The sequence below is a fragment of the Kitasatospora sp. NPDC005748 genome (genome assembly GCF_040630735.1).
Taxonomy (GTDB): domain Bacteria; phylum Actinomycetota; class Actinomycetes; order Streptomycetales; family Streptomycetaceae; genus Kitasatospora.
Map to the genome: position 1 here is coordinate 297,128 of NZ_JBEXYD010000004.1, position 14,769 is coordinate 311,896.

Consider the following 14,769-nt stretch of genomic DNA (forward strand, 5'->3'; position numbering starts at 1 on the left):
TATGTCACGGCAGGACCCCGGCATGGGGAGGTCTTGCATGATTAATCTGAGGTTCTTTTGAGCTTTCTGTCGAGGGAGTCGCTGGAAAACCCCCTAAAACGGACAGTCAGTTCGATGGCTGTGAAGAATCGGTGGGTACGCTCTGTGCCACACCGGCATCATGCGAAGCGCCGGCCCCACCCGTACCGCCGGGGCCGAGCATCAGCACGGTCTCCGGCGGTACGTCGAAGGTGCTCGGCAGCCCCGGCGCCCGCTCGCGGCCGGCGTTGGCGATCAGCACCGCGAAGTAGGGCAGCAGCACCGCGCCCGCGAGTGCGGCGAACGCGAGCACCCGCTGGACGTCCCACAGGACCACCGCGAGCAGCACGCAGACGGTGCGGAGCAGCATCGAGGCCACGTAGCGGCGCTGTCGGCCCCGGACGTCCTCGGTGAGGCTGCTGCGTGCCCCCGTGATCCGGTGGACCTGTCCACCGCCGGCGCTCTTGCCCATGTCCTACCGCCCTCGTCCACGCACCTGCCGTGCCTCGCAGCGCGGCCACTTCACGGTACGCCGCGCGGGGGCGGCCGACGAGACCGGGGGCGGACGCCGCGTCCTAATGGAGTAGGGAGAGGTACTCCGGCGGTACCGCGTCGGTCAGCCAGACGCCGTTGGCGCTGATCCGGAAGGTGTGACCGGCCGCCGCCATGGCGGCGGCGTCGACCGCCAGGACCACCGGCCGGCCGTGCCGGGAGCCGACCCGCAGCGCGGTGTCGGTGTCGGCCGAGAGGTGGACCTCCTGGCGGGCCATCGGCCGCAGGCCCTGGCGGAATATCGCGTCCAGGCTCCGGGAGGCGGTGCCGTGGAACAGCCGGGCCGGCGGCTCGGCGGCGGCCAGACCGAGGTCGACCGCCACCGTGTGCCCCTGGCTGGCGCGGATCGAGAGACCGTCGTCGGAGTAGGCGAAGCGGCGCTTGTTGTTGGTCGCCACCACGTGGTCCAGCTCGGACCTGGTCAGCCGGGTGCCGTTCGCCGCCAGCGCGGCGAGCAGCACGTCCACCCCGACCCAGCCGGCCTCGTCCAGCGTGATCCCGATCCGCTCGGGCTCGTGCCGCAGGACGCGGGACAGCGCCTTGCTGGTCCTGACCGTGCGCTTCTCGTCCATCTCTCCCGATCCCTCGCCCCGAGCCGGCTAGGAGGCCTGGCTCACCGAACTCATGTTGAATCCCGCGACCCGCACCGGCGGCATCGCGGCCCGGGTGAACCAGTCGCCCCACTCACGCGGCAGGCAGCGCTCCGTCCGGCCCACCTCGGTGATCCGGCCGAGCAGGTCGACCGGCGACTCGTTGAACCTGAAGTTGTTCACCGCGCCGACCACCTGGCCGTTCTCCACCAGGTACACACCGTCCCGGGTGAGGCCGGTGAGCAGCAGGTTCGCCGGGTCCACCTCGCGGATGTACCAGAGGCAGGTGACCAGCAGGCCGCGCTCGGTGCGGGCGATCATCTCGTCCAGGGTCGGCGCGCCGGCCCCGTCGGCCGTCTCCAGCACCAGGTTGTCCACCGCCGGGCGCAGTGCCAGGCCGGTGAGCCCGGCGGAGTGCCGGGTGGTGATCAGCTCGGCCAGCTCGCCGTCGCGGATCCACTCGGTGGCGGTGAGCTCCAGGCCGTTGTCGAAGACCGAGGAGTCCCCGCCGGTGGAGTGGGTCAGTACGAAGGGCGCCGCCTCCAGCCCCGGCTCGGCCGGGTCGGAGCGCAGCGTCAGCGGCAGGGCGGCCAGCTTGTCGCCCACCCTGGTGCCGCCGCCCGGCTTGGAGAAGACCGTCCGGCCCTCGGCGGCGTCCCGGCCGCCGGCGGACCAGCTGAGGTAGACCATCAGGTCGGCCACGGCCGAGGGCGGCAGCAGCGTCTCGTAGCGGCCGGCCGGCAGGTCGATCTTCCGAGCGCCCCAGGCCAGCCGCTTGGTCAGCTCGGTGTGCAGCGCGGCGACGTCCACGTCGGCGAAGTCCCGGGTGGCGGCGCCCGCCCAGGCGGAGCCGGACAGGTCGGCGGTCTTGGCGTTCAGCTCGACCGTGCCGGTCGGCTGGTCGTGGCGCAGCCGCAGGCCGGTGGAGGTGCCCAGGTAGCTGGAGACCACCTCGTGCCGGGCGAAGCCGTACAGCAGCTCGCCCTGGGCGGCGGCCCGGGCGAAGGCCTCGCCGAGGGCGGGCGCGAAGGCCGCGAAGACCTCGATCGAGGTCTCGGCCGGCGGCCCGGCGAAGTCGGGCGAGGACGGCCGGTCGGCTACCAGCGGCTGCGCGTCCTCGGCCGGACCGGCCGCCAGGGCGGCCTGCTCGGCGGCCCGCACCAGGCCCTCCACCTCGTCCGCGGTGACGGCCTCGCGGGAGACCACGCCGGAGGCGGTGCCCTCGGCGCCGGCCACCGTGGCGATCACGGTGAGCCGTCGGCCCCTGGTCACGCCGTTGGTGGTGAGCGCGTTGCCGGCCCAGCGCAGGTTGGCGGTCGACTCCTCGTCGGCGATCACCACGCAGCCGTCGGCGCGGGAGAGGCCGAGCGCCAGCTCGACGAGTTCGTGGGGCTGAATCGCGGTCATCAGTGACCCGCCTCCTGCTGGGTGTTGAGCACGTTGACGTTGCGGAACAGCGCCGAGGGGCAGCCGTGGCTGACCGCCGCGACCTGGCCGGGCTGGGCCTTGCCGCAGTTGAAGGCCCCGCCGAGCACGTAGGTCTGCGGGCCGCCGACGGCCGCCATCGAGCCCCAGAAGTCGGTGGTGGTGGCCTGGTAGGCGAAGTCCTTGACCTGGCCCGCGAGTTCGCCGTTGCGGATGGCGTAGGCGCGCTGACCGGTGAACTGGAAGTTGTAGCGCTGCATGTCGATCGACCAGGAGCGGTCGCCGACGATGTACAGGCCGTTCTCCACGCCGGCGACCAGGCCCTCGGTGTCGGGGCCGTCGGCGGCCGGCTGGAGCGAGACGTTGGCCATCCGCTGGACCGGGACGTGGGCGGGGGAGTCGGCGAAGGCGCAGCCGTTGGAGCGGTCGAAGCCCTTGAGCTTCGCCATGCCGCGGTCGAGCTGGTAGCCGACCAGGACACCGTCCTTGACGAGGTCCCAGGACTGCGTCGCGACGCCCTCGTCGTCGTAGCCGATGGTGGAGAGGCCGTGCTCGGCGGTGCGGTCGCCGGTGACGTGCATCAGCTCGGAGCCGTAGCGCAGCGAGCCCAGCTTGTCGAAGGTGGCGAAGGAGGTGCCGGCGTAGGCGGCCTCGTAGCCGAGCGCGCGGTCCAGCTCGGTGGCGTGGCCGATCGACTCGTGGATCGTCAGCCAGAGGTTGGACGGGTCGACGACCAGGTCGTAGCGGCCCGGCTCGACGCTCGGCGCCTTCATCTTCTCGGCCAGCAGGGCGGGCAGTTCGGCCAGCTCGGCGTCCCAGTCCCAGCCGGTGCCGCGCAGGTACTCGAAGCCGCGCCCGGCCGGCGGGGCCAGCGTGCGCATCGAGTCGAAGGCCCCGGTGCGCTCGTCCACCGAGGTGGCCTCCAGCGAGGGGTGCAGCCGGATCCGCTGCTGGGTGGTGACGGTGCCGGCGGTGTCGGCGTAGAACTTGTTCTCCTGCACCGTCAGCAGGCTGGCGCTGACGTGCGAGACGCCCTCGGCGCCGAGCAGGCGCGCGCTCCAGTCGGCGAGCAGCGCGGTCTTCTCCGCGTCCGGCACCTCGAAGGGGTTCAGCTCGTACGCGGAGACCCAGGTGGCGTCCGGGTAGACCGGCTCGTCCGCCAGCTCGACGCGCTCCTTCGCACCGGCCGCCCGGCTGATCCCGCCGGACAGCCGGGCCACCGCGACGGCCTGTTCGGCGACCCGCGCCGCCGCGGCCCCGGTGAGGTCGACCCCGGCGGCGAAGCCCCAGGCGCCGTCCAGCAGCACCCGGACGGCGAAGCCGAGCTGGACGCTGTCGGAGGTGCCGGCCGGCCGGGCGTCGCGCAGCCGCCAGGACGCGCTGCGGACCCGCTCCAGGCGGAAGTCGGCGTGTTCGGCGCCGAGTTCCCGGGCGCGGGTGAGTGCCGCGTCGGCCAGGGCGCGCAGCGGGTAGGCGAGGAACAGCGGGTCGACGGCGAGCCCGTGCGGGGCGCCGGAACTGCTGGTCGGGGACATCGGAGGCAAGCGGGCTCCCTGGTCGGGGGGATGACGGTGCGGGTACTCCGAACCGGGTACCCGCACGGCATCATGTCCCGTTCAGGGGGTTTCGGCCAGCGCATTCGGGCGGTGACACGCGGCGGCCGCCGCCCCCGGGGATCCGGTCAGCCGACCGTCTCCCACCAGCCGTCCAGCTCCGGCGGGTTGTCGACGTCCACCCGCTCGCCGGGGCGCGGCACCGCGAGCGGGACGGCCTGCGCCTTGGCCTCGACCAGCAGCCGCTCGATCGGCTCGGCCCAGGGATGCAGGCCCAGGTTGAAGGTGCACCAGTGGACGGGCACCAGCAGGCCGGCGTTCAGCTCGCGGTGCGCGAGGACGGCGTCCTCCGGCGTCATGTGGATGTCCGCCCAGGCCGTGTCGTAGGCACCGATCTGCATCAGGGCGGCGTCGAACGGGCCGTGCTGCTCGCCGATCCGCGCGTAGCCCTCGAAGTAGCCGGAGTCCCCGGTGTAGAAGACCTTGCGGGTCGGCCCGGCGATCACCCAGGAGCCCCAGAGCGTGGTGTTGCGGGTCAGACCGCGCCCGGAGAAGTGGTGGGCGGAGGTGAGTGTGACGGCGAGTTCGCCGAGCGTGCAGGTCTCGTCCCAGTCCAGCTCGATGATCCGGTGCTCCGGGACGCCCCAGCGGCGCAGGTGGCCGCCGATGCCGAGCGGCACCGCGAAGGGCGCGGACTGGCTGCGGACCAGCCGCTTGACCGTCGCCATGTCCAGGTGGTCGTAGTGGTCGTGCGAGATGAGCACCGCGTCGACCTGCGGCAGCTCCTCCAGCTCGACCGGCACCGGGTGCAGCCGCTTGGGGCCGACGTGCGCCGTGGGGGAGCAGCGCTCGCTCCAGACCGGGTCGAGCAGCACCCGGGTGCCCTCGATCTCGACCAGCGCGGAGGCGTGCCCGTACCAGGTGATCTCCACGCCCTCGGCGGCCTCGCGCGGTCCGCCGGCCGGGCGGACGGTGGGCACCGGGTGGGCCGGGACCCGGCCCTCGCGCTGGAACAGCATCCGGCGCACGGTGTCCCGGTCGATGTCCGGCGCGGACTTGGCCCGGGCCAGGGTGGACGGTGCGTTGTGGAAGACGCCGTCCCGGTACTGCGGGGAGTTGCGCACCCGGGCCTCCCGGGCGGCGTCCGGCCGCCGTCCGAAGGCCGCCGGCAGGTCGCGCAGCGACCAGGCGGCCGCTCCCGCGCCGGCCGCCAGGGCGGCCAGGGCCAGCAGTCGTCCCCGCCGGTGGGTGGTACCGGACTGTGCGTCGCTCATCCGTGCTCTGCCTTCGCTCGTCGCCGTGGCCGCCGGGCCCCGCGCGCCGGGACCCGTCCGGGAACTTCGGTACGGCCGGCCCCGGTCGTCCCGCACCACGGGGGCAACGGGTGCGCCCCGTCGCGTTGTTCCCGGAAAACCGCCGCAGTGGACGCCACAAGGGTAGGCCGGGGCGGTCGGGGACCGGGGACGGGCGGCCCCGGTACGGATTGTCGGATTGCGACAGTTCCTTCGGTGAGGCGCTGTGGGAGCCCGATTCGTCGCCGCCCGGGGCCGACCGATAGCGTCACACTGCGTGCTCATACCGACGTACGCGCACACTACGGAGAGAGGTGGATCGTTGAGCCGCTCGGTTCTCGTCACCGGAGGAAACCGGGGCATCGGCCTCGCGATCGCCCTGGCCTTCGCCGAGGCGGGCGACAAGGTCGCCATCACCAGCCGCTCGGGTGAGGTTCCCGCGGAGCTGGCCAAGTACGACGTGCTCGCGGTGCGCTGCGACATCACCGACAACGCGCAGGTCGACGCGGCGTTCACGGAGATCGAGGCCAAGCACGGCGGGGTCGAGGTGCTGGTCGCCAACGCGGGCATCACCCACGACACCCTGCTGCTGCGGATGTCCGAAGAGGACTTCACCTCCGTCGTGGACACCAACCTGACCGGGGCGTTCCGGGTGGTCAAGCGCGCCTCCAAGCTGATGATGCGCGCGCGCAAGGGCCGGGTCGTGCTGATCTCCTCGGTGGTCGGTCTCACTGGCTCCCCGGGCCAGGCCAACTACGCCGCCTCCAAGGCCGGCCTGGTCGGCTTCGCGCGCTCGCTGGCGCGTGAGCTCGGCCCGCGCAACATCACCGTCAACGTGGTCGCCCCCGGCTTCGTCGACACCGACATGACCGCAGTGCTCAGCGACGAGCGCCGCGCGGAGATCGTCTCGGGCGTGCCGCTGGGCCGCTACGCGGCGCCCGCCGAGGTCGCCAACACCGTGCGGTTCCTCGGTTCGGACGAGGCCGCGTACATCACCGGAGCCGTCATTCCCGTAGACGGCGGATTGGGCATGGGTCACTGAGCATGAGTGGAATCCTTGAGGGCAAGCGGATCCTGATCACCGGAGTGCTGATGGAGTCCTCCATCGCCTTCCACACCGCGAAGCTCGCGCAGGAGCAGGGCGCGGAGATCATCCTCACCGCCTTCCCCCGGCCCAGCCTCACCGAGCGGATCGCCAAGAAGCTGCCGAACCCGGTCAAGGTGCTGGAGCTGGACGTCTCCAGCGAGGAGCAACTGGCCGGCATCGCCGACCAGGTCCGCGAGCACCTGCCGACCCTGGACGGCATCGTCCACTCGATCGGCTTCGCCCCGCAGGACGCCCTGGGCGGCAACTTCCTGAACACGCCGTGGGAGTCCGTGGCGACCGCCATGCACGTCTCGGCGTTCTCGCTGAAGTCGCTCACCACGGCGCTGCTGCCGCTGATGCAGGACGGCGGCTCGGTCGTCGGTCTGACCTTCGACGCGCAGTTCGCCTGGCCGAAGTACGACTGGATGGGCCCGGCCAAGGCCGCGCTGGAGGCCACCTCCCGCTACATGGCCCGTGAGCTCGGCGACCGCAACATCCGGGTCAACCTGGTCTCGGCCGGCCCGATCGGCTCGATGGCCGCCAAGTCCATCCCGGGCTTCGCGGACCTCGCCGCCACCTGGGACACCCGCTCCCCGCTGAAGTGGGACCTCTCCGACCCGGAGCCGGCCGGCCGCGGCGTCGTCGCCCTGCTCTCGGACTGGTTCCCGAAGACCACCGGCGAGATCGTCCACGTGGACGGCGGCCTGCACGCCATCGGCGCCTGACCGCTGCCCGCGCCACCGCGGCCCGGCACCCCTCCTGGGGGTGCCGGGCCGCGGTGCTGTGCGGGCCCCGCGCGCGCCGGTGCGCACGGCGTCAGGCGTCGGGCGGGGTGCAGGCGCCGATGGCACGGCCGGCCTCGACCGAGGCGCGCTGCGGGTCGCCGGCCCGGATCGCGTCGAGGATCTTGTCGTGCCCGAGGTAGCGCTCGGCGATCAGCTCCGGGCCGACGTCGTGGCGCAGGTGGGCGCGGGTGACCTCGCCGAGGTCGGCGTAGACGGCGGCGAGGACGTCGTTGTGGGCGGCGGCGACCACGGCCTGGTGGAAGGCGGCGTCGGCCTGGATGAAGTCCTCGGCGTCGCCGGAGCGCCAGGCGTCCTCGCGGCGGGCCAGCGTGGCGTCCAGCAGGGCGAGGTCGCGCGCGGTGCGGCGGGTGGCGGCCAGGCCGGCCGCGGAGGTCTCCAGGGTCACCCGCAGCTCGGCGACCTGCGACTGGTCGGCGTCGGCGAAGCGGCGGTGCATGACGCCGGCCAGCTCGCTGGTGGCCAGGACGTAGGTGCCCGAGCCCTGGCGGATGTCCAGCAGCCCGTTGTGGGCGAGGGCGCGGACCGCCTCGCGGACGGTGTTGCGGGCGACGCCGAGCTCCTCGACCAGCGCGGCCTCGGTCGGGATGCGTGAGCCGACGGGCCACTCGCCCGAGGTGATCTGGGCGCGCAATTGCGCGATCACCTGGTCGGACAGCGGGGTGCGCCTCGGAGAGGACAGCGCCACGGGGACTCCTTGCGGCTTCGGGTCGGCGGTGGGGGCGTCGGCCGGCGGGTGGGTCGGCTTGGGGCGGGTCGGGACATCATGCCAAGTCGAGGATGCGCTAATTCATCCCATCATTCTATGATGGCTCCCATGCCTTCCGCAGCAGACACCACCACCACCCCACGGACCGGGGCCGGACCGCAGACCGAGCGGCCCGCCACCGGCGCATCCGCCTCCGCCCGCCGGGGCACCTACCTCGGCTGGCTGTTCGCCGTCGCGATCGCCGCCGCCGCCTTCAACCTCCGGCCCGTGGTCACCAGCCTCGGGCCGCTGCTCGACCAGGTCCGCACCGACCTCGGGATGAACCCGACGCTGGCCGGCCTGCTGACCGCCGTCCCCTCGCTCTGTTTCGCGCTGTTCGGCTTCGCCGCGCCCGGCATGGCCCGGCGGTTCGGGCCGATCGCGGTGGTCGCGGCCGGCATGGGAGCGATCACGGCCGGCGTGCTGGCCCGCTCGTTCGCCGGCGGCACGGCGGTGTTCCTGCTGCTCACCGCCCTCGCGCTGGCCGGGGTGGCGGTCTCCAACGTGCTGATCCCGGTGGTGATCAAGCGCTACTTCCCGGAGAAGGTCGGTCCGATGATCGGCCTGTACTCCATGTCGCTGTCGGCCGGCACCGCGCTCGCCGCCGCCGTCACCGTGCCGCTGACCAGCGCGCTCGGCGGGGACTGGCGGGTCGGCCTGGGCGTCTGGGCGGCCCTCGGCGCGGTCGCGCTGCTGCTCTGGCTGCCGGTCGCGGTGACCAGGCGCGAGCGCGGCGGGAAGACCGGCGGGGCGGTCGCCAAGCTGCCGATCACCCGCAGCCGGACCGCCTGGGCGATGGCTTGCTTCTTCGGCCTCCAGGCCACCGGCGCCTACGTGGTGATGGGCTGGCTGCCGAAGATCTTCCAGGACGCCGGGGTCTCCGAGGGCACCTCCGGGGTGCTGCTGGCCCTGACCATGGTGATCGGCGTCCCGGTCTCCTTCGTGCTGCCCAACCTCGCCGCGCGCCGCGGCGACCAGCGGCTCTTCGTCGTGGTGCTGGCCTCCTGCGGCATCGCCGGGTACGCCGGGCTGGCGCTGGCGCCGGCCGGCGTGCCGTGGGTCTGGGCGACCCTGGTCGGCCTCTCCAACTGCGCCTTCCCGCTGGTGCTCACCATGATCGGCCTGCGGGCCCGGACGGCCGGCGGGGTGGCCCAGCTCTCCGCGTTCGCCCAGGGAGTCGGCTACCTCATCTCCATCCCCGGCCCGATCCTGATCGGCCGGCTGTACCAGGCCACCGGTGAGTGGTACCTGCCGCTGGGCTTCCTCGCCGTGCTGCTGGTGCCCCAGATGCTGTTCGGCCTGCGGGCCGCGCGGGCCCGGCACATCGAGGACGAGGCGGTCCTCCCGGCCGCCGCCGGCGCCGCGGCGTAGCGGGGCCGCTGACGGGCGGGCACGACCGGGGTGGGAGAATCCGGTCATGCCCGTACTCGACCCGAACCCCACCGACGGCCACAAGAAGCTCGGCCAGATCGCCGCACTGATCGTCGGCATCGTGGTGCTGCTGGCGATCGTCGCCACGGTGGCCCAGAACCTCGGCTGATCCGCCGCGCGGCCCGCCGGGGCCGATCCGGCCGGTCAGCGACGCTTGGCCGGTCCGCGCCCGCGGACCGGCCGCGGTACCGCACGCCGACCGCCGGTGAACGGCGCACGATGACACCCGGCACCCCGGAGAGTGGCGGCAACCGGCGGCATCGCGCCCCCGGGCCGCTTTTCTGCCAAGCTTGCTGGGTATGAGCGCCGACACGCCCCGCAGGATCATCGTTCTCCGCCATGCCAAGGCCGACTGGCCCGACGGCGTCGACGACCACGAGCGGCCGCTGGCCGACCGGGGCCGCCACCAGGCCCCGGAAGCCGGCCGCTGGCTCGCCGACTCCGGCATCAACCCCGACTACGTGCTCTGCTCCACGGCCCTGCGCACCCGTGAGACCTGGAAGCTCGCCGCGCACGAACTGCCGAAGCGCGCCCGCCGGACGGTGTACGAGGACCGGATCTACGAGGCCAGCCCCGGGGAGATCATCGCCGTCCTCCAGGAGACCCCCGAGGACCACCCCGACGTGGTGCTGGTGGGCCACAACCCGGGCGTGCTCGGGCTGACCCAGGTGCTGGCCGGTGACGAGGGCGACCGGGAGGCGCTGGAGCGGCTGCGGCTCGGCGGCTTCCCGACCGCGGCCGTCGCGGTGCTCAGCTTCGACGGCTCCTGGAAGGGCGTCGAGCCGGGCGTGGCCGCGCTGGTCTCGTACTTCACGCCGCAGGACTGAGCCGAACGGCCCCCGCGCCGCCCGGTCCGGGCGCGGTGGCCGAAGAGGGGCACGAGGACGGGTCCTCGTGCCCCTCGGGTGCGTCCGGCCGCGGCTACTCGGTCGGCGTGCCGTCCAGCGCGTCGGCCGCCTCGACCTCTTCGCGGGTGATGCCCAGCAGGTACAGCACGGTGTCCAGGAAGGGCACGTTCACCGCGGTGTCGGCGGCCTCCCGGACCACCGGCTTGGCGTTGAACGCCACGCCCAGCCCGGCCGCGTTCAGCATGTCCAGGTCGTTGGCGCCGTCGCCGATCGCGACGGTCTGCTCCAGCGGCACCTTCGCCTGCTCGGCGAAGCGGGCCAGCCAGCGGGCCTTGCCGGCCCGGTCCACGATCTCGCCGACCACCCGGCCGGTGAACCTGCCGTCCACCACCTCCAGGGTGTTGGCCGCCGCGAAGTCCAGGCCCAGCTGCTCCACCAGGTGGTCGGTGACCTGGGTGAAGCCGCCGGAGACCACCGCGACCTGGAAGCCCAGCCGCTGCAGCGTGCGGATCAGGGTCCGCGCGCCCGGGGTGAACCTGACCTCGGCGCGGACCTTCTCGGTCACCCCGGCGTCCAGGCCGGCCAGCAGCGCGACCCGGGCGTGCAGCGACTCGGCGAAGTCCAGCTCGCCGCGCATCGCCGCGGCCGTCACCGCGGCGACCTCCGCCTCGCAGCCCGCGTGGGCGGCGAAGAGCTCGATCACCTCGTCCTGGATCAGCGTGGAGTCGACGTCCATCACCACCAGGCGCTTGGCCCGGCGTTCCAGGCCCGCCGCGACCACCGCGATGTCCACCCGCTGCTGGGCCGCCTCCTGGGCCAGCGCGGCGCGCAGCGTGTCCGTGGCGACACCGGAGACGGCCAGCTCGACCGCGGTCACCGGGTACTTGGCCAGCCGGAAGACGCGGTCGATGTTGCCGCCCGAGTCGGTGATCCGGGAGGTGAGCGCCGACACCGCGGTGGCGGTCAGCGGGTGGCCGAGCACGGTGACGTGCGAACGGCCCTCGCGGCGCGGCCGGTTGTCGCCGATGCCGGAGATGATCTCGGCCTGGAGCTTCTGCTCCTCGGACCAGCGGTGCACGGTGGAACGCAGCTCGCCCTCGGCACCGGGCGCGGTCGGCGGGGTGACCAGGGCGCACAGCGTTATCCGGCCGCGGGTGACGACCTGCTCGATGTCGATGACGTCGACGCCGAACCCGGACAGGGTGGCGAAGAGACCGGCGGTGATGCCGGGGCGGTCCTTGCCGAACACCTTGACGAGCAGGGTGCGCTCGTCCTCGGTCCGGGGCTGCGGGGCGGGGAACGGCTCGGCGGCCAAGGGCGATGCGTTCATGGTGGCTCCCACGCTACCCGCCGGCCGGCGGCGCCACGGCACCCGTCCGCGTCGTGGACGGGGGTGTGGACGGGGTGTGGGCGGTGTGCGCACCACCCGGGTGACCGGACGGTGGCGCGCGGGCGACGCCCCGGGGACGGTGGCGGGGGCGTCCGCGAATCGTTGCCGCCTGGTCACAGTCACCGGGGGTGACTTTCACCAACGGGCGGCGGGCTGGAATGATTCCCCCCGTCGGATTCAGGACATCGCACCCCCGACCGGGGGCAAAATCGGGGGACCGAGAGAGCGGGGCAGGCGAGCAGTGCCGCAACTCGTCATTGATATCAACGGACAGCAGCGGACTCTGGAGCCGGGGCGGTCGTACACCATCGGGCGCAACCCGCAGTCGGACTTCCCGTTCGACGACGCCAGGGTCTCCTGGCAGCACGCCACCATCTCGTTCAACGGGGCCGGTTGGCAGCTCGACGACCACGGGAGCACCAACGGCACGTACACCGCCGGCGCCCGGACCCAGCAGGCCCCGCTCTTCCCCGGCGCGGTGGTCAACCTCGGCAACGCCGAGAACGGCCCCCGGCTGAGCTTCTCCGCGCCCGCCCAGGCCGCCGCGCCCGCCCCCGCCTGGCACGAGGCCGCCACCAGCCGCAGCCACGTCCCGCCCGCCCAGCAGCAGGCGCCCGTCCAGCAGCCGTGGGCCCAGCAGCAGCCGCCGGCGCAGCAGCAGGCCTACCAGCCGCCGGTCCAGCAGCAGTGGGGCGGCGGGCAGCCGCCGGCCTTCCCGCAGCAGCAGGGCTTCCCCCCGCAGGCGCCCCAGCACGGCGGCTTCCCGCAGCAGCAGGCGCCGCAGCACGAGGCCGGCGGCCCGCAGCCGACGATGATCCGCAACCTGACCGCGGGGATGAACACCGTCCGGATCGGTCGCGCGCTCGACAACGACATCGTCGTCTCCGACCTCCAGGTGTCCCGCCACCACGCCGAGCTGCGCCAGCTGCCGGACGGCCGGTACGAGATCGTCGACCTGGGCAGCCACAACGGCATCTTCCTCAACGGCCGGCCCGTCCAGCGCCAGCTGATGGGGCCGCAGGACCGCCTGACGGTCGGCCACTCCAGCTTCGTCCTGGTCGGCGACCAGCTGCAGGAGTTCGTCGACACCGGCGCGGTCTCCTTCTCCGCCCGCCACCTGACCGTCGAGGTCGACTTCAAGGGCGGCAAGAAGGTCCTGCTCAACGACGTCAGCTTCGGCGTCCCGGAGAAGTCGCTGGTCGCCGTCATCGGCCCGTCCGGCTCCGGCAAGTCGACCCTGCTGCGCGCCCTCACCGGCTACCGCCCGGCCGACCGCGGCGACGTCCTCTACGACGGCCGCAACCTCTACAAGCAGTTCGCCGAACTGCGCTCGCGGATCGGCCTGGTGCCGCAGTCGGAGATCCTGCACAAGGAGCTGACCGTCCGCACCGGCCTCAAGTACGCGGCCCGGCTCCGGTTCCCCGGTGACACCGAGGCGCGCGAGCGCGAGGCGCGGATCGACGAGGTGCTCTACGAGCTGCGCCTGGACAAGCGCGCCGACAACCGGATCACCGCGCTCTCCGGCGGCCAGCAGAAGCGCGTCTCGGTCGCCCTCGAGCTGCTCACCAAGCCCTCGCTGATCTTCCTGGACGAGCCCACCTCCGGCCTCGACCCGGGCATGGACCGCGAGGTCATGCAGATGCTGCGCGGCCTCGCCGACGACGGCCGCACCATCCTGGTCGTGACCCACTCGGTGGCCGAACTCGCCCTCTGTGACCGGCTCCTGGTGATGGCTCCGGGCGGCTCGGTGGCCTACTTCGGGCCGCCGGACGAGGCGCTGCACTTCTTCGGGTACGAGACCTGGGCCGACGTCTTCCAGGCCTTCGAGAACTACCCGGACCACGACTGGGCCGGCCGCTACCGGGGGTCGGTGCACTACCAGCAGTACTCCGCCGACGTGGACGCCGGGGCCGTGCAGTCCGCCCAGATCGTCCAGGAGGCCGTCCGCCCGCCGAAGCCGCAGAGCTGGGGCTCGCAGCTGTGGACGCTGATCCGCCGCTACGCCTCGGTGCTCGCCTCCGACCGCGGGTTCCTGGCGCTGTCGATCCTGCTCCCGGCGGTGCTCGGCGCGGTCAGCGTGCTGATCCCGAACGATCCCGGGCTGGCGCCGAACCCGAAGTCGCAGCTCGGGATCAACAGCGGCGCCGCGACGATCATGCTGATCCTGGCGATCGGCGCCTGCTTCTCCGGAGCCGCCAACTCGGTCCGGGAGCTGATCAAGGAACGGGCGATCTACGAACGGGAACGGGCCACCGGCCTCTCCCGGTCGGCGTACATGATGTCCAAGATCATCGTGCTGGGCTTCTTCAGCGTGGTCCAGGGCGCGATCATCTCGGCCGTCGGCTACCTGCCGCGCAAGCTGCCCGAGCACGGTCTGATCATCAAGGACCTGCCGATCATCGAGATGAGCATCGGCCTGATCCTGCTGAGCTTCGCCTCGATGATGTTCGGCCTGATGATCTCCGCCCTGGTGAAGACCGCCGAGAAGACCATGCCGCTGCTGGTCATGTTCGCGATCATCCAGGTCGTCTTCACCGGCTGCCTCTTCCAGATCTTCAGCAAGCCGGGCCTGGAGCAGTTCGCCTGGCTGATGCCGGCCCGCTGGGGCGTCGGCATGGTCGCCACCACGCTCGACCTGTCCAAGCTGCTCGGGCCCTGGAACAAGGACTTCAAGAACCCCGAGTACGACGCGATCTGGGGCCACAACGTCGGCCAGCTGGTGCTGGACGGCGGCATCCTGATCGTGATGTCGATCGTCATCGGCGTCATCGTGACGCGCCTCCAGCGCCGCCACGAGCCCGAGGTCATGCAGAAGGGCTGACCGCCCGCACCGCACCGCTCACCCAGGGGCGGCCCCACCCGGCGACGGGCGGGGCCGCCCCCGGCGTACCGGCACCCCTCCGCCTCACCGGCCCCCTCGCCGCAGGGTCTCGGGCCCTAGGTGTACTGACCACGGAGGTTGGTGACGGGGCTCACGGCGTGGTGATCTTGAAATGAGTGAGGGCCTTCTGGCTCGGTGTGGATTGCGACAT

General features: G+C 72.8%; 13 protein-coding genes. 6 read left to right on the forward strand and 7 right to left on the reverse strand.

Translation table 11 applies throughout. The features are described 5' to 3' along the window. Positions 1-106 precede the first annotated feature (106 nt). The 5 genes from ABZ495_RS05865 to ABZ495_RS05885 all read right to left on the reverse strand — a co-directional run bounded on the left by ABZ495_RS05865 (position 107) and on the right by ABZ495_RS05885 (position 5,412). On the reverse strand, positions 107-490 hold the full coding sequence (locus ABZ495_RS05865; RefSeq protein WP_329490134.1) for a DUF3099 domain-containing protein: 384 nt from the start codon (positions 488-490) through the stop codon (positions 107-109). Positions 491-593: 103 nt separating this feature from the next. Next, on the reverse strand, positions 594-1,142 hold the full coding sequence (locus tag ABZ495_RS05870; RefSeq protein ID WP_359834598.1) for an RNA 2'-phosphotransferase: 549 nt from the start codon (positions 1,140-1,142) through the stop codon (positions 594-596). Positions 1,143-1,169: 27 nt separating this feature from the next. Then, complete coding sequence (locus ABZ495_RS05875) at positions 1,170-2,567, reverse strand: metallopeptidase TldD-related protein (RefSeq protein ID WP_359804348.1); 1,398 nt, start codon at positions 2,565-2,567, stop codon at positions 1,170-1,172. Next, complete coding sequence (locus tag ABZ495_RS05880; RefSeq protein WP_359834612.1) at positions 2,567-4,120, reverse strand: TldD/PmbA family protein; 1,554 nt, start codon at positions 4,118-4,120, stop codon at positions 2,567-2,569. The genes ABZ495_RS05875 and ABZ495_RS05880 overlap by 1 nt, the downstream gene beginning before the upstream one ends. 146 nt (positions 4,121-4,266) lie before the next feature. Beyond that, positions 4,267-5,412 (reverse strand): MBL fold metallo-hydrolase, encoded by a 1,146-nt coding sequence (locus tag ABZ495_RS05885; protein ID WP_329490137.1) that lies wholly within the window; start codon positions 5,410-5,412, stop codon positions 4,267-4,269. Positions 5,413-5,752: 340 nt separating this feature from the next. Between ABZ495_RS05885 and fabG the strand changes: the two genes are divergently transcribed. Then, on the forward strand, positions 5,753-6,472 hold the full coding sequence (gene fabG, locus ABZ495_RS05890; RefSeq protein WP_329490138.1) for a 3-oxoacyl-[acyl-carrier-protein] reductase: 720 nt from the start codon (positions 5,753-5,755) through the stop codon (positions 6,470-6,472). Positions 6,473-6,474: 2 nt separating this feature from the next. Then, the gene (fabI, locus tag ABZ495_RS05895) at positions 6,475-7,242 is read left to right on the forward strand and encodes an enoyl-ACP reductase FabI (RefSeq protein WP_329490139.1); all 768 of its coding nucleotides are present in this window, start codon (positions 6,475-6,477) and stop codon (positions 7,240-7,242) included. A gap of 91 nt (positions 7,243-7,333) precedes the next feature. Here fabI and ABZ495_RS05900 read toward each other — a convergent pair whose 3' ends face one another. Next, entirely contained in the window at positions 7,334-8,008 is a 675-nt protein-coding gene (locus ABZ495_RS05900; RefSeq protein WP_329490140.1) for a FadR/GntR family transcriptional regulator, read from the reverse strand. Positions 8,009-8,137: 129 nt separating this feature from the next. Between ABZ495_RS05900 and ABZ495_RS05905 the strand changes: the two genes are divergently transcribed. From ABZ495_RS05905 to ABZ495_RS05915, 3 genes are all read left to right on the forward strand, one after another. Next, positions 8,138-9,439: an MFS transporter gene (locus ABZ495_RS05905; protein WP_329490141.1), complete on the forward strand. Its 1,302-nt coding sequence runs from the start codon at positions 8,138-8,140 to the stop codon at positions 9,437-9,439. Positions 9,440-9,485: 46 nt separating this feature from the next. Then, a complete protein-coding gene (locus tag ABZ495_RS05910) occupies positions 9,486-9,608 on the forward strand; it encodes an SGM_5486 family transporter-associated protein (RefSeq protein WP_329490142.1) in 123 nt (40 codons plus the stop codon). A 190-nt stretch (positions 9,609-9,798) separates the two neighbouring features. After that, positions 9,799-10,326, forward strand: coding sequence for a histidine phosphatase family protein (locus tag ABZ495_RS05915; protein WP_329490143.1), 528 nt, complete (start codon positions 9,799-9,801; stop codon positions 10,324-10,326). Between the two features lie 94 nt (positions 10,327-10,420). Here the strand turns inward: ABZ495_RS05915 and serB are convergent, their stop codons facing one another. Next, positions 10,421-11,677, reverse strand: a complete 1,257-nt coding sequence (serB, locus tag ABZ495_RS05920; RefSeq protein ID WP_359834600.1) for a phosphoserine phosphatase SerB — start codon at positions 11,675-11,677, stop codon at positions 10,421-10,423. Positions 11,678-11,978: 301 nt separating this feature from the next. Between serB and ABZ495_RS05925 the strand changes: the two genes are divergently transcribed. Continuing rightward, positions 11,979-14,558, forward strand: coding sequence for an FHA domain-containing protein (locus ABZ495_RS05925; protein WP_359804347.1), 2,580 nt, complete (start codon positions 11,979-11,981; stop codon positions 14,556-14,558). The last annotated feature ends 211 nt before the right edge of the window (positions 14,559-14,769 follow it).